Source organism: Phenylobacterium zucineum HLK1 (assembly GCF_000017265.1).
Taxonomy (GTDB): Bacteria; Pseudomonadota; Alphaproteobacteria; order Caulobacterales; family Caulobacteraceae; genus Phenylobacterium; species Phenylobacterium zucineum.
Window position 1 is genome coordinate 759,653 of record NC_011144.1, and the last position, 16,786, is coordinate 776,438.

The window sequence follows — 16,786 nt, forward strand, 5'->3', positions numbered from 1 at the left end:
CGAGCGCCCTGTCCGCGTCATGATCGTCGAGGACTCTCTGGTCGTGCGCCAGCTCCTCGCCCACCTGATCGGCCGCGATCCCCGGTTCGTGGTCGCCGCCGCCGTGGCCTCGGCCGAGGAGGCGCTGGCCGAGATCGGCCGGGTGAAGCCCGACGTCATCTCGATGGACATCCGGCTGCCCGGCATCGACGGCCTCGAGGCCACCCGCCGGATCATGAGCGAGCACCCGACCCCGATCGTGGTGATCGCCGACTCCGTCGAGGACCGCTCGCTCAGCATCTCGATGAACGCGCTTCGGGCCGGCGCCCTGAGCGTGGTGGAGAAGCCCGTGGGCGTCGCCTCGGCCGCCTACGAGCGCATCGCCGAGACCATCACCACCCAGCTCTTCATCATGAGCAGCGTGCCGGTGATCCGCCGGCGCAGCTTCGCCGCCGGACCTGCGGCGGCCGAGCCGCCGCCCCCGCCGCGAGGCGATGCGGCCTTCCGGCGGCCGGCCTTCGTGGCCCTGGCCGCCTCGACGGGCGGACCGCCCGCCCTGGCCAAGGTGCTGGAGGGCCTGCCGAAGACGCTGGAGGCTTCGGTCTTCGTCGTCCAGCACATGGGCGAGGCGTTCATGGAGGGCTTCGCGACCTGGCTGGCCGGGCTCTCGCCGCTTCCGGTGGCGCTGGCCGAGGATGGGGCGACGGCCCAGCCGGGGCGGGTCTATGTGGCGCCGGGCGGACGGCACCTGTCGGTCGAGGGCGGCGGGCGGATGCGGCTCGTCGCCAGCGAGCCCGTGTCCAGCCAGCGGCCGTCGGCCAACGTGCTCTTCTCATCCCTGGCGCGCAGCGCCGCGCCGCAGACGGTGGGCGTGCTGCTGACCGGCATGGGGGAAGACGGCGCCCAGGGGCTGCTCGAACTTCGCCGCGCCGGGGGCTACACCATCGCCGAGCACCAGAGCAGCGCGGTCGTCTACGGCATGCCCGCCGCGGCGGTGCGGCTGAAGGCGGCCAAGGAGATCCTGCCGCTCGACATGATCGGACCGCGGCTCGTCCATCTGGCGCAGAGGGCCCGCCCGTGAGCGAGGCGCCCCGCATCCTCGTGGTCGAGGACTCCGAGACCCAGGCCCTCGCCCTGCGCGGCGTGCTCGAGCAGGAGGGGTTCGAGGTGGACGTCGCCGCCACCGCCGAGGCCGCCCTGGACCGGCTGAACGGCGAGCTGCCCGACCTGGTCGTGGCGGACTTCCACCTGCCGGGCATGGACGGGCGCGAGCTGTCGCGCCAGATCCGCCTGAACGGCCGCACCCGAGCGCTTCCCGTTCTGATGCTGACCAGCGCCCGGGAGGTGGACCTGGAGCGTCAGGGCCTCGAGAGCGGCGTCGACGCCTACCTGCCGAAGTCGGCCAACGTCGAGGTGATGCTGGCGCGGCTCCGGGCCCTGCTGCGCCGTCCGCAGGCCGCTGGGGCCGAGCGCGGGCGGGCCTTCCGCCGGGCGCGGGTCCTGCTCGCCCACGACAGCGCGACCGCGCGGCTGCGCCTGCGGCACTTGCTCGATCAGGAGGGATATGAGGTCGTCGAAGCCTCGACGGAGCGGGAGGCGGTCCAGTCCCTGGATGAGGAGACCGACTGCGTGGTCCTGCCGATCGCCGCCGCCGCCTGGGACGGCCTGCTGCTGGCGCGCGATCTGAACGCCCAGCGGCAGCGGCTGGGATTCCCGTTCCAGATCGTGGTGATCGGGCCGGGGCCGGACCAGCCGGCCGAACTGGCGGCCGCCTTCGAGGCCGGCGCCGACGAGGTGGTCCGCACGCTCGAGAGCGACGACGTGGTGCTCGTTCGCCTCCGCGCCCTGCTGCGCCGCAAGCTGCTGCAGGACGAGGCCCGCCGCGCCCAGGCGGCCGAGGCGCGCGCCGCCGCGGCCGACCAGCTGGCCCGCGCCAACGCCGACCTGCAGGCCGCCAACCGCCAGCTGCGCGACGCCCAGGCCCAGCTCGTCCAGTCGGCGAAGATGGCCTCGCTCGGCGAGCTGGTCGCGGGGATCGCCCACGAGATCAACAATCCGCTGGCCTTCATCCTCGGCCATCAGGACACCGTCGAGCGGCTCGTGGGCGAAGCGCTGGCGGCGCCGGACTTGGCGACCGCCGGGCCGGCGCTGACCAAGGCCCAGGACCGTCTGCGATCCATGCGGCTGGGGCTCCAGCGCATCCAGACGCTGGTGCTGAACCTGCGCAAGTTCTCGCGCCTGGACGAGGCCGAGAAGCAGCTGCTGGACGTGCCGGATGCGATCGAGACCGTGCTCGCGCTGCTGAAGCCCAAGCTGGCCGACATCGAGGTCCGCCGACGGTTCGAGGCGGGCCCCGCGCTCTACGGCTCGCCGGCTCTGCTGAACCAGGTGGTGATGAACATCGTCTCGAACGCCGCCGACGCGCTGGGCGGGACCGGCGTCATCGAGGTCGCCACCCACGAGGCGGACGGCCGCTACCGCATCGAGATCAGCGACTCCGGCCCGGGCGTGCCGCCCGAGCTCCGCGACAGGATCTTCGATCCGTTCTTCACGACCAAGCCGGTGGGGGCCGGGACCGGTCTGGGCCTGGCGATCGCTTTTTCCGTCGTGCGGGCCCATGACGGCGCGATCTCGGTGGACGAGGGGCCGCTGGGCGGCGCACGCTTCGTCATCGACCTGCCGGCGGGAGGCGCCGCATGACCGCCCAGCGCGCCCGGCTGATGATGGTGGACGACGAGGCCGACATCCTCGTCGCCCTGCAGGATCTGTTCGAGACGACCTACGACGTCAGCGCCTTCACCTCGCCCGCCGAGGCGCTGGAAGCCCTGGCCGGCGGCCTCGACCCCGCGGTGATCGTCTCGGACCAGCGGATGCCGGGCATGCCGGGCGACCGGTTCCTGGCCGAGGCCCGCAGGCTGTGCGACGCCGGGGCCATCCTGCTCACCGGCTACGCCGACCTGAGCGCGGTCACCGCCGCCCTGAACGGCGGCGGGATCGTCGGCTACGTGCCCAAGCCCTGGGAGCCCGACGCCCTGAAGGCCATGGTGGCCGGGGCGGTCGAACAGCACCACCTGCGCCGCGCTCTAGGGCAGGAGCAGGCGCTGCTGCACGGCCTGATGGACCATCTGCCCTACGCCGTGGCGTTCAAGGACGCGCAGGGCCGCTTCGTCCATCTCAACGAGCGCAAGGCGGGCGAGTTCGGCCGCGCCGCCGCGGCCTGCGTCGGCCTGACGGAGGCCGAGCTCGGCGGCGTCGTCCGCGCCGAGGAGCGGCAGGCGATCGCCGAGCGCCGGGCTCTGCAGGTTGTCGAGGAACGGCCCGGACCGGCGGGCCCGTCCTGGATCCAGGTCGAGTACGTGCCGCTCCTGGGGCGTGCGGGCGAGGTCGAGACGCTCGTGGTGATGGAGCGCGACATCACCGAGCAGCGCCTGGCCGAGCAGCAGCTGCGCCAGTCGGACAAGCTGCGCGCGCTGGGCACGCTGGCCGGCGGCGTGGCCCACGACTTCAACAACCTGCTGACCGCCATCGTCGGCAGCCTGGAGCTGGCGAGCAAGCGGCTGGACCGCGATCCGGAGACCGTGCGCCGCTACCTCGACAACGCCGCCCTGGCGGCGCAGCGCGGCGCATCCCTGACCCAACGGCTGCTGGGCTTCAGCCGCCGGACCGACAGCCGCCTGGCGGTGGTGGATGTCGCCGCCGCCATGACCGGCATGCGCGACCTGCTGTCCCGCACGCTGGGCGGGGGCGTCGAGGTGGAATGGCGGATCGCCGCCGACCTGTGGCCGACGTCGGTGGAGCCGGACCAGCTCGAGGTCGCGATCCTGAACCTGGCGATCAACGCGCGCGACGCCATGCCGGACGGCGGCGTCATCACCATCGCGGCGCGCAACGTCAGCCTGCCTGCGGAGGCCGACCTGGAGCGGGGCCTTACGGCCGGCGACTACGTCATGCTGGTCATCGCCGACACGGGCGAGGGGATGCCGCCCGAGCTGCTGGAACGGGTGCTGGAGCCCTTCTTCACGACCAAGCCGGTGGGCAAGGGCACGGGCCTGGGCCTGCCGATGGTCTACGGCTTCGCGCAGCGTTCGGGCGGGACCCTGTCGATCCGCAGCACGCCGGGGCAGGGCACGGAGGTCGTCATGTACCTGCCGCGCGCCGGGGAGGCGGACGAGCCGCTTCCGGAGTCGGCGCCGGCCGCTGTCCGGCGGGGACCGCGCGCGCGCATCCTGGTGCTGGACGACGAGCCGGGCGTGCGGTCGGTGACCGCCGCCAGCCTGCGGGACCTGGGCCATGAGGTGGTGGAAGCCGCCGACGGGCCGGCGGCGCTGGCGATCCTGCAGGGCGGCCGGGAGGTCGACCTCGCGGTGGTGGATTTCGCCATGCCCGGCATGAACGGGCTGGAGTTCGTCGAGAAGGCCCGACGGCTGGCGGCCGGCCTGCCGGTGATCCTGCTCACCGGCTACGTCGACGTCGAGGCGGCCCCCGACGACGTCATGGTGCTGCACAAGCCGTTCACCGCCGCCACGCTCGAAGCCGCCGTTGCGGCCGCGCTCGCGACGGAGTTCGCCTCGCGGGAAGGCCTGACGCTCTAGGCCGGCGCCGCGGCCCGTCGACCCGCTGCTTCCGCGCCGGCGTCGATGGCGGACCGGAGCTCGGAGACGAGCTGCGGCAGGAGCCGCGCCCGCGCGTCGGCCTCGCCCCACAGCGGGTTCATCACCACGCAGCGGAGCAGCACCAGCCGGTCCGACTCCATCCGCCCGCGGAAGCTGCGCACGTGCCGGCGGACGAGATCGGGGGCGCTTTCGGTCCCGAGCACGGTCCGCGACAGCGAGAGGTTCGGAGAGGCCGCGAACCAGGCGTGGGCGGCGCTCGTCCGGGCGTTGGCGGCGCTGAGCGCCTCGCCCTCCGCCGCGATCGAGAAGCACAGGATGTTGGTGTCGGCGGGCTCCAGCAGGCGCACGTCCGGAAGCTGCGCCAGCGCCTCGGCGATCGCCGCGCGGCCCTCGATGGCGCCGCGCAGCACCGCGCCCAGGCCCTCGGGCCCGAAGCCGACCGAGCGGCCCATCATCCAGACCGCCGCCGCGCCCGTCGCCGGCCGCGAGCCCTCCAGCGTCCGGGTCCAAGGGGCCTCGCCGAGTTCGGCGCGTTCCACGTAGGGCGCGGCGAAGCTCGACACGGCATCGCGGCTGGAGTCCCGGACCAGGAGCGCCCCGCAGGCGTAGGGCACGTAGCCCAGCTTGTGCGGGTCCACCGTCACGCTGTCGGCGCGCCGGATGGCGGCGAGGGCGCGGCGGCGCTCGGGCGCCAGCCGCGGCTCGTCGGCCGCCAGGGTGCAGAAGAAGCCGCCGTAGGCCGCGTCCACGTGGAGCCAGATGTCGAGGTCTTCAGCCTCGCGAAGCGCTTCGAGCCGCCCGGCCACCTTGTCCACCGGGTCGATCGCGCCAAGCTCGGTGGTGCCGGCCACGCCGACCACCATCAGGATCGGCCGATGCTCGGCCCGCGCGCGGCGGATGCAGGCCATGAGGCCCTCGGCGTCCAGCCGCCCGTCCGCATCGAGCGGCGCCGTCCAGCAGGCCGCCTCGCCCAGGCCGAACACGTTGGCCGCCTTGATCCAGGAATAGTGCCGGTGGCCGGGGGCGATGATGACCGGACCGCGATAGGGGCGCCCGCTCGCGCGCCGCAGCCGTTCGGCGATCTCGTAGGGATTGTTCAGCACCCCGCTGCACGCCCGCATGGCGGCTTCCTCGCCGAGCGCCGCCAGCCGTTCCTGGAACCGGGCCTCGGTCATGTGCGCCGCCGCGAAGACGTCCAGCGGCCGGCCCTCCGCCTCGGCAAGCGCCAGGCCCAGCGCCAGCCGGTGGTCCAGCCGGAAGCGCGCCCGCCAGACGGCCTCAAGGTTGGCGACCGTGCCGCCCGAGGTGAAGTGGCCGCGCGCCGCGCTCGGGTCGTAGCCGATCATCCGCGCCAGCATGGCGATGGCCTCGGCCTCGATCGCCGTGCCGACCTTGGCGGCCTCGCGCGAGGTGTTGTTCGGATTGTGCAGCAGGGCCGCCACATGGCCGAGCAGGGCCGGCAGGGCGGGGTCCGACACCATGTGGCCGAGATATCGCGGGGTGTAGGTGGGCACCTCCTGGTCCAGCGCCGCCAGCAGCGCGTGCAGGCTTTCCGCGGTGCGGCGGCAGGTCCCGGCGTCGGTGGCGGCGAGCTGGGCGTCGTCGCCGGGGAAGCGCCGGCGGCGGCCCTCGAACCAGGCGTCGAACACGACGTCCAGCTGATCGCGAAGCCAGGCGGCGTTCTCGGACTTGGGGCCCAGGAAGCAGCCGGGCGGGACGGGAGAGGATCGCATCGGTCGACACTGCCCCAGCACGCGCGCGGGCCGATTGAGCGACATCAAGCGTAGGCGGGGCGGCGGCCAAGCGCGGGTCAAGGCGCGGCTTGACGGCCGGCAAATGCGGCGGGGCCGGCGGGGCGTAGCCTTCATCCGTGCCAAAGGAGGAGCCGATGCTTCTGAAGACATCCCTGGCGAGCTTCGCCGCCGCCGCCGCTGTCGTGATCGCCCTCCCGGCGGTCGCCTCTCCCGACATCCCCACCGTGGGCGAGGTCGCCGTCGGGCCCTCCGCGCCCACCGAAGTCCGGCTCTCCATCGCGGGCAAGGACCGCGCGGCCGTGCGGCAGGAGGTGCGCAGCGCCGCCCGCTACGTGTGCCGCAACGCCGTCCTGAACCGCGAGCTGGACGTCGGCGACAATCGCTGGTGCAGCCACCGTTCGGCCGTCAAGGCGATGGTCCGCTACGACGCGATGCGCGAGGGCGCGGCCGCCTACGCCGACGCCCAGGTCCTCGTTCTCTCCGCCCGCTGAGCGCAGCGGCGGCGGGAGTTGTCGTAGCGCAACGTCGGGGGCTTCAGGGCGCACGAGAGTGCGGTGAAAAAGGAGCCTACGATGAGCCACGAGATCCCCGCCGCCGAGGCGGCCGTCTACCCGTTCGACGCCCGCGGCGTCGCCAAGCGCTTCCGCCACGCCGCCATCTTCGGCGCGCTCGATGCGCTGGCGCCCGGCGAGACCATGCGGTTCGTGAACGACCACGATCCCCTGCCGCTGCTGCGGCAGCTCGAGACCCGCTTCGGCGAGACCCTGTCCGTGGAATACCGCCTGCGCGCGGACGAGGGCGTGGTCATCGACTTCAAGCGGACGGCGTAGCGCCCGCCGCCCCGTGAGCTGGATATCGACCAAGACCTACGGCGCGGAGCGCGGGCTCACCTGCGCGCTGCGCCAGTGGGCCGCGGACAGCCACTGCGCCCTCCTGCACGGCTACTCGCTGGGCTTCCGGTTCACCTTCGCCGCCGAGCAACTCGACCGCCGCGGATGGGTGGTGGATTTCGGCTCCGGCGGTTTCGGGAAGATCCGCGAATGGCTGCACGGGACCTTCGACCACGCGCTGCTCGTGGCCGAGGACGATCCCGGCCGTCCCGAGCTCGCGCGGCTGGCGGACCTGGGCCTGGCCCGGGTCCAGGTCGTGCCGGGGACCAGTTGCGAGGCCCTGGCGCGGTTCGTCTTCGAGGCGGCGCAGCCGATGGTGGCGGCGGCGACCCAGGGACGCTGCTGGATCGCCGAGGTCGAATGCTTCGAGCACGGCGCCAACAGCGCCATCTACCGCAACCCGGAGGGCGTGCTGCGGGAGGTCTCGGCCGAGGCGCTGACGGCGCTCGCGGCGGCCGTGGCCTGAGCCGGTCGCCGGCCCCGGAGAGGGAGCAAGGCGATGGATGACCTGACGCTGGCGCGGGCCCTGCATGTGCTGGGGGTGGTCGTCTGGATCGGCGGCGTCTCCATGGTCACGACGGTGCTGTTCCCGGCGATCCGCCGCGGCCGGCTGGGCGCGGACCGGCTGGCTGCGTTCGAGGCGGTCGAGCACCGGTTCGTTTGGCAGGCGCGGGCGGCGGTCCTCGTCGTCGGCGCCAGCGGCCTGCACATGACGGCGCGGCTGGACGCGTGGGACCGGTTCCTGTCGCCGTCGGACTGGTGGATGCCGGCCATGGCGCTCGTCTGGCTGCTGTTCTTCCTGGTCCTGTTCGTGGGCGAGCCGCTGGTGCTGCGCCGCCGGCTGGCCGCCTGGGCGGTCCGCGACCCCGACCGGGTCCTGGCCTGGCTGCATCGTGCGCACGTGGTCCTGCTGGCCGTCAGCCTGACGACCGTGGCGGGGGCGATGCTGGGCGCCCACGGCTGGGTGTTCGGCTAGGGCCGCCGATTGACGACCGTCAAGCGGCCGCGCCCCGCCCGACATTCGCTCCGGCTCCTGTTCCGGCCATGTTGCGAGCGCTCCGCCCGACCGCCGTCCCCGGCGTGATCTCCCCGGTCACGGGCGGAGCAACCCATCCCAGGACCGACAGGACGCATCAGCCGCGAGGCTGCAGGGCGGCCAGGTCGTCGGGCGTGTTGGCGTTGGCGAAGGGGTCGTCGAGGCCGTCCGGCCAGGCCGCCTCCACGTGTCCCACCTCGGCGGCGAAGCCGCGCAACGAGGCGCGGCCCGAGGCCAGATAGGCCGGCAAGCGCTCGCCTGCCTCGGTTCGCCACAAGGCGCAGACGGGGTGCAGCCGCCCCCCGCTGGCCGCGACCGCCACGTTCGCATCCGGCGTCAGCGCCTCGGCCAGGCGCCGGAGAAGGTCGCCCGGCAGCCGGGGCATGTCGCAGGGCAGGGTCAGCAGCCGCTCGGCGCCGCGTTCCCGTGCATAGGCGAAGGCCGAGGCCAGACCCGCCGCCGGACCGCCGATCGCGGGCTCGTCCACCAGTAGCGGAAGGTCCACCGCACCGGCCACCTGGGCGGGGTCGCGCACGGCGACCGCGACGTCCGGCGACCAGCGCCTCGCCAGGCCGGCGGCGTGGGCGACGAGGGTGCTCGTCCCGAAGCGTCGCAGCGGCTTGCCGCCGCCCATGCGCCGGCCCTCGCCGCCGGCCAGGATGACGACGGCCAAGCTCATCCGAGAGGGCTCATCCGGTCGGACTCACGGACAGGAGCTCCGGGCGACGAGCCGCCGGCCGAGGGCGGCCAGGTCGTCGGGCGTCAGGCGCAGCCGGGCGATCGGCAGGACCACGGCGTTCTCCAGCGCCAGGTGCTGCAGCTCCTGGGCGGCGAAGGCCCGCAGAACGCCCTGCGCCTCGGGGTCCTTGGCGGGAGACTGGCCCGCAGCGAGCCGCTCGGCGAGGATGTCCTGCACCCGCCGGGCCAGGTCGGCCTCGCTGCGGTGCTCGGCGGTCAGCTGGCCGAGCGCCGTCTCGAACTCATCCTCGGGCAGGGCGCGGAACCGCAGCAGGGGGAACAGCTCCTCTTCCTCCTCGGCCACATGACGGGCGAGGTCCGTGCGGATGAAGGCCGCCAGCCGCGACATGGTCTCCCCGTGGAAGCCCGGATCCTCGGCCAGCTCGGCGATCAGGCGGCAGACCTGCCGGTGCCGGGCGTGCTCGGCGGCGAACCACTCGAGCGGATCGGCCCGGAGGGTTTCGTCGGGGGCGTCGATCTCCCAGTCGAGGGCTTGGTGGAGCATGGTCGCCATGGCGTCGGTCCCTGCAGTCTAGGCCGATCCGTGGCTCGGCGCGATCCGGATCGGCGGCGATCTGAGCGCGTTCACGGGCGCTCCAGCGAGCCATTCTTGAGATGAATGGGGAAATGCCTGCTTGACGCAGGTCAATCGATCCCGCCTGCAGGCCAGAATTCGGGCGCGCCGGCGCGGGTTTTCGGCGGCGTTTCACATCGCTCTATTTGGGCCTTGCCGATCGTCATTTCAGCGGTTGATCGACGTCAGGCGGAAGATCCGCGGCCCGCGGAGATTGACGCAAGTCAAGGCAAGCTCCGCGGCCCTCGGGCAGAAGCGCAGCGACCGACAGCCGGGAGTGCGGGATGCCGATTCGCGAGGCGGACCTGGAACGTGTGCGGGCGCTGCCGTTGTTCGCCGGCTGCTCCCAGGACAGTTTCCGCCGCCTGACCGCCGGGGCCTTCCTCCAGCGCTTTCCCGCGGGCACCACCCTGCTGCTCGAGGGCGACCAGGTGGACTTCCTCTATGTGCTCCTCGACGGCCTCGTCGAGCTGGAGGGCACATGGAACGACAAGGAGACCACCCTGGCCGTGCTCCGGCCGGTCTCCACCTTCATCCTGGCGGCGGTGGTGCTGGACGCCGATGCGCTGATGAGCGCGCGGACGCTGGAGCGGTCCGACATCCTCATGCTGTCGGGCGAGGCCTTGCGGCGCGGGATGCGGGAGGATCCGGTGTTCGGCCTCGCCGTCGCCCAGGAACTGTCCGGCTGCTACCGCGGCCTCGTGCGCGCGCTGAAGAACCAGAAGCTGCGGGGCGGGCTGGAGCGGCTCGCCAACTACCTGATCACCCAGCGCCTGCGCCAGGGCGGGGAGCCGACCTTCACCCTGCCGCACGAGAAGCGGGTGCTGGCCTCGCTCCTGGGCATGACGCCCGAGAACCTGTCGCGCGCCTTCGCCGCCCTCGGCGACTACGGGGTGGAGGTGCAGGGGGCCCAGGTCACCATCGGCCGCCCCGTGGTGCTGGAGCGTCTGGCCAAGCCCAACCCCCTGATCGACAACCACCAGCCCGTCACGCCCGGCCCTACCGGCAAGGCGCAGCGCGAGCGCTGGCCGGCCCCCGAACGCGCCGCCTAAGAGGCGATCGCGCCGGGGTCCTTGAGCGGGTCGTCGATCAGAAGAACCTGAACGTGCCCTCGATCGCGATGGAGCGGTACTCGTCCATCCAGTTGATCGAGCGGCTGGTCGTGGTGATCGGCGCCGGCAGGCGGATCGCCTGGCCCACGGTCTTCTCGTCGGTGAGGTTGCGGCCCACGAGGGCCACGTTCCAGCGGCCGTCGACCGGCCCCACCTGGATCCGCGCGTCCCACTTGGTCCAGCCGTCCTGCACGCCCCAGATGGGCGAGTAGCCGTCGGCGATGAAGTACTTGCTGCGGAACAGCGCCGTCAGGCTGCTGGTGACCCGCAGGTCGCCGCCCAGGTCGAGGGTGTGGCGCACGCCCGCATTGCCGCTCCACTTCGGCGCGAAGAGCAGCGGCTGGCCGGCGATGTTGTGGTTCGCCAGGCTGGCGGGGTCGGCGGAATTGCACTGCGCGACCGTCTCGAACGCCAGGCAGGGCGCGCCCGGATAGTCGTCGAACTTGGCGTCGAGATAGGCCAGGCCCAGCGAGACCTGCAGGTTATCGACGGGCAGCCACTGCACGTCGAGTTCCACCCCTTCCGAGCTCGCCTTGGCGGCGTTGCGGGTGAAGAAGGTCCGCACGTCGGGATCGTAGGTGGACTGCTGCAGGTCCTCGAACTTCATGTGGAAGATCGCGGCGTTGACCGTCAGCCGCCCGTCCAGCCAGGTGGACTTCACCCCGGCCTCGTAGTTCGTCGACCGCTCGGGCCGGAACTGGAACGAGGCGTCCGTCGTCGTCGAGGTGTTGCTGACGAAGCCGCCCGACTTGGACCCCCGCGCCAGGGTGGCGTACAGCATAACCCGCTCGGCCGCGTCGAACTGCACGGTGACCGACGGGTCGGTGTAGTCCTCCTCCAGCTTGCCGTAGGCGGCGCCCTGGGCGTTCAGCCGCGACCCGCTCACCAGCCGGCTCTTGAAGTCGCCCTTCTTGTTGGTCTGCGACCAGCGCAGGCTGCCCACGACCCGCAGCGCGTCGGTGGCGTGGAAGGTCGCCTGGCCGAACGCCGAATAGGTGCGGCCGATCTGGTAGAAGTCGTTCCGGTGCGAGCCCGTGATCGTCCCCGCGACCCGCTCGTAGTAGGTCGTGTTGATCAGGTGGTAGTCGGAATAGTCGTAGTAGAGGCCCAGGATGTACTCGAGCCGCCGGCCGGTCGGCGAGGCGATCCGCAGCTCCTGGGAATACTGCTCGAAGTCCTCGGGGAAGCCGTTGGCGAACAGCGCGTTGCCGCCGTTGGGCTGCACCGTGCGGTCCGGGTTGAACTCGTCGAAGGCGGTCAGCCGGTTCGTCCGGAAGGCGGAATAGCCGGTCACCGAGGTCAGGGTGTGCTCGCCCAGCCGGTAGTTGGCGGTCGCCGCCAGGTTCCAGCTGGTGATGCCGCTGCCGTCCGACAGCGGCGCCGGCCCGTAGGGGTCCGAGACGTAGTGGGTGTCGGTGAAGCGCGTCGGGCCGGTCAGCGAGCCGGAGTGGGTGACGCCGCCGTCCAGGTCGTGCTTGCCGTACTCGGCCTTGGCCGTCAGGTCGAAATCCGCGTTCGGCCGCCAGGCGACCGTCAGCCGGGCGAGGGTCTGCTGCAGCTGCGGGTCGTCCCGGCCCGTGGCCAGGTTCTTCAGGAAGCCGTCCTGGTCGACGACCTTGACGGCCAGGCGCGCGCCGAGGGTGTCGCTGATCGGGCCCGACACGAAGGCCGAGCCTTCCCAGCCGTCACGGTCGAAGTTGTAGGCCGCGGTCGCCGAGCCCTGCAGCTCGTTGGTGGGGCCGGCCGAGACCAGGCTGATCGCGCCGGCGGCGGTGTTCTTGCCGAACAGCGCCCCCTGCGGCCCGCGGAGCACCTCCATCCGCTCCAGGTCGAAGAAGGGCGCGGTGAACTGGGCGCTGCGGCCGCCGTAGATGCCGTCCAGATAGACGCTGACCTCCTGGTCGAACGCCACGTTGTTGGGCCCCGAGCCGAACCCGCGGATGTAGACGATCGGATTCACGCCGCTGTTCAGGATGGCGAGGTTCGGGATGTAGCCCTGCAGCGACCGCAGGTCGGTGATCTGCATGTCCTGGATGCGCTGGCCCGAGATCACGCTGATCGAGACCGGCACGTCCTGCAGGCTCTGCTCGCGCTTCTGGGCGGTGACGATCACCTCCTCGAGCGCGGCGGGCTGCTCCGCCGCGGCGGCGACCGAGGTTGCGCCGGCGGTGGCCAGCAGCACGGTGGCGATCAGGCGCGATCCGGTAATGGAGTCGCAGCGACGGCTGGTCATCATTTCCCCCTGGTGTTCGCGACATCTGCGGTGTCGCCGTTGAGCCTCGATCCGAGCCTCCCCCGAGGCGGTCGCATCTCCGCATTGCGAGACAATTGCAGAATTGCATTCACATGGCAATCGTCTCTCTGAGCCTCGTGACGGCGGCGCGCGGCCAGGCTGGCGGTCAAAACACTGTAAAAACAGCGCTTCAGACGGCTAATCGCGGCGCGCCAAAGACCCGCCCGCGCTCACGTGTCGGTCAGTCGATTGCATGCATGTCTGGCTGAGATCCGGCGATCTCACCCAAGAGATTCGAGTCCTCAGCCCTTGCGGGCGAAGGCGTAGCTCGACAGGCGGAAGGTCTGCTGCTCCAGCCACGAGGCGAGGCTGTTGCGCGGGCGCAGGCCGCCGCGCGGCGCCTTGAGCGTGTCGGCGGGCAGGGCGCCCGCGCACTGCCCGTGCAGGAAGATGTTCCGCGTGCTGAGGCGGGTCATCAGCTCCTGGTCGCGAGCCTGCGCCTCGGGCGTCACCTCCACATAGTTGGCCCTGCGGGCGCGGGCGGCCCGCATCACCCGGGCGATGTGGAAGGCCGAGGCCTCCATCATCCGGATGAAGGACAGGCTGTTCACGCTGTAGGGGCCGAACGTGAGGAAGAGGTTGGGGAAGCCGGTGATCGAGACGCCCTTGAAGGCCTGCCGGCCCTGCGCGTCCCAGAAATCCTCGAGCTCCTGGCCGCCCTTTCCGAAGATGGGGATCGTCGGCTGGGTGTGCCGCTCGCCGCGCCGGAAGCCGGTCGCGAGGATGATCGCGTCGATCTTCCGCTCCTCGCCGTCGGCCGTGACGATCGAGTCCTCCGTCACCCGCGCGATGCGGTCGGTGACGAGGCGCACGTTCGGCCGCCGGAAGGCCTTGTAGTACTTGTTGCTCCAGGTGGGGCGGCGGCAGCCGAAGTCGAAGGTGGGGATCATCTTCGCCTGCAGCTCCGGATCGGGAAGCTCGCGGCGGATGTGCTCCACGCACACCCTCTCCAGGCGCTTGGCCAGCCAGCGGAAGCGCGGATGGTCGATCAGGATGCCGTACAGCGGGATGTCGATGACAAGGAAGGCGAGCTGCCGCAGCAGGTAGGCGAAGCCCGGCACGTGCTTCAGCGCCCACTTCATGCGCGGGCTGAGCGGCTTGTCCGGCTTGGGCAGCACCCAGGTGGGCGTGCGCTGGTAGACGTCGAGCCGGTCGACCACCTCGGCCACCTCCGGGATGATCTGCACGCCCGTGGCGCCGTTGCCGATCACCGCCGCGGTCTTGCTCCGCAAGTCGTAGCTGTGATCCCAGGCCGTGGAGTGGAAGACCTTGCCGCGAAAGCGCTCGACGCCTTCGATATCCGGCAGGTTCGGCGTCGAGAAGAGCCCCGTGGCGACCGTCAGGTAGCGGGAAACGAACCGCCGGCCGTCCGCGAGCTCGGTGATCCACACGTTGGCGGCGGCGTCATAGCGGCAGGCGCTGACCAGGCTGTCGCAGCGGATCTTCCCGGTCAGCCCGTGCTTGTCCGCGATCATCCGGCAGTAGGAGAACAGCTCCGACTGCGGCGCGTAGAAGGTCGACCAGTCGAACAGCGGCGCGAAGGAGAACGAGTAGTAGATGGTGGGCAGATCCACCGTGCAGCCGGGATAGGTGTTGTCCCGCCAGGTGCCGCCCAGGGTGTGCGAGCGCTCCAGGAGGAGGACGTCGTCGATCCCGCTCTTCTGCAGATAGACCGCGGTGGCCAGGCCCGAGAGCCCGGCGCCGACGATCAGGACCTCGCAGTCCAGTTGCGGATCGGCCCGTGCGGGCGCCGGATCGCCGCGTCCCGCCGCCGCTTCGGTCGCCCGCTCGCGCACCTCAGACATGGGCGACCGCCGCCTGCTGGCGGCCGTCGCGGGCTTCCGCCCGTCCGCAGCCCGTCTCCCGCCCGGCGAGGACACCTGCCATCCGCCCCTCCCGTTCACCGCGGCGCCCGCGCGCCGCCTGCCGCCGCTTCTTCGCGCCGCCGTGCGGGCGGCCGTCCCCGTGCTAGCTCAAAGCCGGCCCGTCCGCAAATATTGGATGCAATATGGCTGCCTTCGAAGCCGAACGCCGGAGGCGTCGCAGCGATTCTAGCCCCTGGACGGCGCCGGCGCAGTGTTAATGCATGCACTTGCTGTTCGGCCTGCGCCAGACAATCCGCGTGGCGGCCCGGGAGGGACTCGAACCCCCGACCTTGGCTTTAGGAAAGCCCTGCTCTATCCGGCTGAGCTACCGGGCCGCACGCGGGGCGGGTCTTAAGCCATGCGGGGCGGGGCGCCTAGAGCGTCGGGCGGCCAGGCCGCGGGAGCGTCAGGCGGCGAGGATCAGCAGGCCCGCGACGCCGATCAGCGCGAGCACGATCACGACGATGAGGGTGGTCTTCTCGATCCCGCGGGTCTGGCTGCGGGGTTCGGCCGTTTCGTCCTCGCGGCGTCCGTCGACCTTGGCCATGGCGGGTCCTCCCTGACGTCCCGCCAGGAAAACCGCCGCCGCGCCGCGACGTTCCGTACAGACGAAAACGCCCGGCGCTGGGGCCGGGCGTCTCGGGTCGGTTCGCCAGGCTCGGCTCAGGCCGCGGCGGCGGTGGCCTTCACCAGCGACTTGTTCAGCATGGCGATGGCGGCTTCGCGGTCGATCCGCTCGATGGCGGCGACTTCCCGGGCCATCCGGTCGAGGGCGCTCTCGTAGAGCTGGCGCTCGGAGTAGGACTGCTCGGGCTGGTTCTCGGCGCGGTGCAGGTCGCGCACCACTTCGGCGATCGAGATCAGGTCGCCCGAGTTGATCTTGGCCTCGTACTCCTGGGCGCGGCGCGACCACATGGTGCGCTTCACCCGGGCGCGGCCCTTCAGGGTGGTGAGGGCCTTGGACACCAGGCCCGTGTCGGCCAGCGGGCGCAGGCCCGCGGTCTTCGCCTTGGCGGTCGGCACGCGCAGCGTCATCTTCTCGTGGTCGAAGGTGATGACGTAGACCTCAAGCTTCAGACCGGCGACTTCCTGGGTTTCGATCCCCTGCACCTGGCCCACGCCGTGGGCCGGGTAGACGACGTGATCGCCAACCGAGAAATCGTGACCGTTCTTGCTCATCGAGAAATCCTCTCAAAAACTGTCCGGGGCGTGAAGCCGGATCACCGACGCAGGCGACCGCCGAGCGAAAAACCACCCTGTCCGCGAAAGGGCCGCGGCGGCTTCGTCACTCTGGAGCGGAAGTAGACCTCTTAAGACACCCTTCGCCCTTTCGCGGGTCCTGACCGGCGAAGAGCTGTTCCGTGTTGAGACAGGCAGGGTGCAAGGCGCACCGCCACGTCAGCTGTGACAGTATCACAAAATTCAGCGGAATGAAAGGCTTGCGCCGGCGGGCCCAGGAACCCGCGCCGTAGCGGTCAGGAGCCGCGGCCAGGCTTCTCGGAGAAGTACTTCTCGAACTTGCCGCTCTCGCGCTCGAATTGCTCGGCGTCGGCGGGCGGCGTGCCCTTGACCGTGATGTTCGGCCAGACGCGCGAGTATTCGGAGTTCACCTTCAGCCACTTGCCGTCGGGATCGTCCTCGGTGTCGGGCTTGATGGCGTCGACCGGGCACTCGGGTTCGCAGACCCCGCAGTCGATGCATTCGTCCGGGTTGATGACCAGGAAGTTCTCGCCCTCGTAGAAGCAGTCGACGGGGCACACCTCCACGCAGTCCATGAACTTACATTTGATGCAGGGATCCATCACGATGTAGGTCATGGCGTCGCGGTACTCCGGGCTGTCCCCCACGGGCGCGCGGGTTTTCGCGGCGCCGCAGCACGATGTCAATGCGGCGGGGCGCCAGGATTTCTGGAAGCCGGATCAGGCCCCTCGG

Annotated in this window: 16 protein-coding genes and 1 tRNA gene; 8 read left to right on the forward strand and 9 right to left on the reverse strand. The window is 71.4% G+C overall.

The window, feature by feature from the left end:
* The first annotated feature begins 19 nt into the window (after positions 1–19).
* From cheB to PHZ_RS03780, 3 genes are read left to right on the forward strand one after another with little or no spacing between them, the layout of a single operon-like run.
* On the forward strand, positions 20–1,060 hold the full coding sequence (cheB, locus tag PHZ_RS03770; RefSeq protein ID WP_041373110.1) for a chemotaxis-specific protein-glutamate methyltransferase CheB: 1,041 nt from the start codon (positions 20–22) through the stop codon (positions 1,058–1,060).
* Complete coding sequence (locus tag PHZ_RS03775) at positions 1,057–2,679, forward strand: response regulator (protein WP_012521258.1); 1,623 nt, start codon at positions 1,057–1,059, stop codon at positions 2,677–2,679. The genes cheB and PHZ_RS03775 overlap by 4 nt, the downstream gene beginning before the upstream one ends.
* Positions 2,676–4,571 (forward strand): response regulator, encoded by a 1,896-nt coding sequence (locus tag PHZ_RS03780; protein WP_012521259.1) that lies wholly within the window; start codon positions 2,676–2,678, stop codon positions 4,569–4,571. The genes PHZ_RS03775 and PHZ_RS03780 overlap by 4 nt, the downstream gene beginning before the upstream one ends.
* Here PHZ_RS03780 and PHZ_RS03785 read toward each other — a convergent pair.
* Positions 4,568–6,325 (reverse strand): pyridoxal phosphate-dependent decarboxylase family protein, encoded by a 1,758-nt coding sequence (locus PHZ_RS03785; RefSeq protein WP_012521260.1) that lies wholly within the window; start codon positions 6,323–6,325, stop codon positions 4,568–4,570. The genes PHZ_RS03780 and PHZ_RS03785 overlap by 4 nt on opposite strands.
* Before the next feature lie 155 nt (positions 6,326–6,480).
* On the opposite strand from PHZ_RS03785, the gene PHZ_RS03790 reads away from it, so the two are divergent.
* The 4 genes from PHZ_RS03790 to PHZ_RS03805 all read left to right on the forward strand — a co-directional run bounded on the left by PHZ_RS03790 (position 6,481) and on the right by PHZ_RS03805 (position 8,212).
* Positions 6,481–6,837, forward strand: coding sequence for a hypothetical protein (locus PHZ_RS03790; protein ID WP_041373111.1), 357 nt, complete (start codon positions 6,481–6,483; stop codon positions 6,835–6,837).
* Positions 6,838–6,918: 81 nt separating this feature from the next.
* On the forward strand, positions 6,919–7,176 hold the full coding sequence (locus tag PHZ_RS03795) for a DUF2249 domain-containing protein (RefSeq protein ID WP_012521261.1): 258 nt from the start codon (positions 6,919–6,921) through the stop codon (positions 7,174–7,176).
* A 13-nt stretch (positions 7,177–7,189) separates the two neighbouring features.
* On the forward strand, positions 7,190–7,702 hold the full coding sequence (locus PHZ_RS03800; RefSeq protein ID WP_012521262.1) for a 6-pyruvoyl trahydropterin synthase family protein: 513 nt from the start codon (positions 7,190–7,192) through the stop codon (positions 7,700–7,702).
* Positions 7,703–7,735: 33 nt separating this feature from the next.
* Positions 7,736–8,212, forward strand: coding sequence for a membrane protein (locus PHZ_RS03805; RefSeq protein ID WP_012521263.1), 477 nt, complete (start codon positions 7,736–7,738; stop codon positions 8,210–8,212).
* Positions 8,213–8,369: 157 nt separating this feature from the next.
* Here PHZ_RS03805 and mobA read toward each other — a convergent pair whose 3' ends face one another.
* Positions 8,370–8,951: a molybdenum cofactor guanylyltransferase gene (gene mobA / locus PHZ_RS03810; protein ID WP_012521264.1), complete on the reverse strand. Its 582-nt coding sequence runs from the start codon at positions 8,949–8,951 to the stop codon at positions 8,370–8,372.
* Positions 8,952–8,975: 24 nt separating this feature from the next.
* Entirely contained in the window at positions 8,976–9,524 is a 549-nt protein-coding gene (locus PHZ_RS03815) for a hemerythrin domain-containing protein (protein ID WP_012521265.1), read from the reverse strand.
* Positions 9,525–9,868: 344 nt separating this feature from the next.
* Between PHZ_RS03815 and ftrB the strand changes: the two genes are divergently transcribed.
* Entirely contained in the window at positions 9,869–10,636 is a 768-nt protein-coding gene (ftrB, locus tag PHZ_RS03820) for a transcriptional activator FtrB (protein ID WP_012521266.1), read from the forward strand.
* A 37-nt stretch (positions 10,637–10,673) separates the two neighbouring features.
* Here the strand turns inward: ftrB and PHZ_RS03825 are convergent, their stop codons facing one another.
* The 6 genes from PHZ_RS03825 to fdxA form a co-directional block, all read right to left on the reverse strand.
* Positions 10,674–12,929: a TonB-dependent receptor gene (locus tag PHZ_RS03825; protein ID WP_012521267.1), complete on the reverse strand. Its 2,256-nt coding sequence runs from the start codon at positions 12,927–12,929 to the stop codon at positions 10,674–10,676.
* A gap of 302 nt (positions 12,930–13,231) precedes the next feature.
* Entirely contained in the window at positions 13,232–14,794 is a 1,563-nt protein-coding gene (locus PHZ_RS03830; RefSeq protein ID WP_049758129.1) for a flavin-containing monooxygenase, read from the reverse strand.
* Positions 14,795–15,112: 318 nt separating this feature from the next.
* Positions 15,113–15,189, reverse strand: a tRNA-Arg gene (locus tag PHZ_RS03835).
* A 71-nt stretch (positions 15,190–15,260) separates the two neighbouring features.
* Complete coding sequence (locus tag PHZ_RS22980; protein WP_187149097.1) at positions 15,261–15,401, reverse strand: hypothetical protein; 141 nt, start codon at positions 15,399–15,401, stop codon at positions 15,261–15,263.
* Positions 15,402–15,517: 116 nt separating this feature from the next.
* Positions 15,518–16,033, reverse strand: a complete 516-nt coding sequence (locus PHZ_RS03840) for a CarD family transcriptional regulator (protein ID WP_012521269.1) — start codon at positions 16,031–16,033, stop codon at positions 15,518–15,520.
* A 296-nt stretch (positions 16,034–16,329) separates the two neighbouring features.
* Entirely contained in the window at positions 16,330–16,671 is a 342-nt protein-coding gene (gene fdxA / locus PHZ_RS03845) for a ferredoxin FdxA (protein ID WP_012521270.1), read from the reverse strand.
* Positions 16,672–16,786: the final 115 nt, after the last annotated feature.

Coding starts and splice junctions, on each gene's coding strand:
- PHZ_RS03780 (WP_012521259.1), top strand. CDS start 2,676: ATGACCGCCCAGCGCGCCCGGCTGATGATGGTGGACGACGAGGCCGAC.
- mobA (WP_012521264.1), bottom strand. CDS start 8,951: ATGAGCTTGGCCGTCGTCATCCTGGCCGGCGGCGAGGGCCGGCGCATG.
- PHZ_RS03805 (WP_012521263.1), top strand. CDS start 7,736: ATGGATGACCTGACGCTGGCGCGGGCCCTGCATGTGCTGGGGGTGGTC.
- PHZ_RS03825 (WP_012521267.1), bottom strand. CDS start 12,929: ATGACCAGCCGTCGCTGCGACTCCATTACCGGATCGCGCCTGATCGCC.
- PHZ_RS03795 (WP_012521261.1), top strand. CDS start 6,919: ATGAGCCACGAGATCCCCGCCGCCGAGGCGGCCGTCTACCCGTTCGAC.
- cheB (WP_041373110.1), top strand. CDS start 20: ATGATCGTCGAGGACTCTCTGGTCGTGCGCCAGCTCCTCGCCCACCTG.
- PHZ_RS03840 (WP_012521269.1), bottom strand. CDS start 16,033: ATGAGCAAGAACGGTCACGATTTCTCGGTTGGCGATCACGTCGTCTAC.
- PHZ_RS22980 (WP_187149097.1), bottom strand. CDS start 15,401: ATGGCCAAGGTCGACGGACGCCGCGAGGACGAAACGGCCGAACCCCGC.
- ftrB (WP_012521266.1), top strand. CDS start 9,869: ATGCCGATTCGCGAGGCGGACCTGGAACGTGTGCGGGCGCTGCCGTTG.
- PHZ_RS03785 (WP_012521260.1), bottom strand. CDS start 6,325: ATGCGATCCTCTCCCGTCCCGCCCGGCTGCTTCCTGGGCCCCAAGTCC.
- PHZ_RS03790 (WP_041373111.1), top strand. CDS start 6,481: ATGCTTCTGAAGACATCCCTGGCGAGCTTCGCCGCCGCCGCCGCTGTC.
- PHZ_RS03830 (WP_049758129.1), bottom strand. CDS start 14,794: ATGTCTGAGGTGCGCGAGCGGGCGACCGAAGCGGCGGCGGGACGCGGC.
- fdxA (WP_012521270.1), bottom strand. CDS start 16,671: ATGACCTACATCGTGATGGATCCCTGCATCAAATGTAAGTTCATGGAC.
- PHZ_RS03815 (WP_012521265.1), bottom strand. CDS start 9,524: ATGGCGACCATGCTCCACCAAGCCCTCGACTGGGAGATCGACGCCCCC.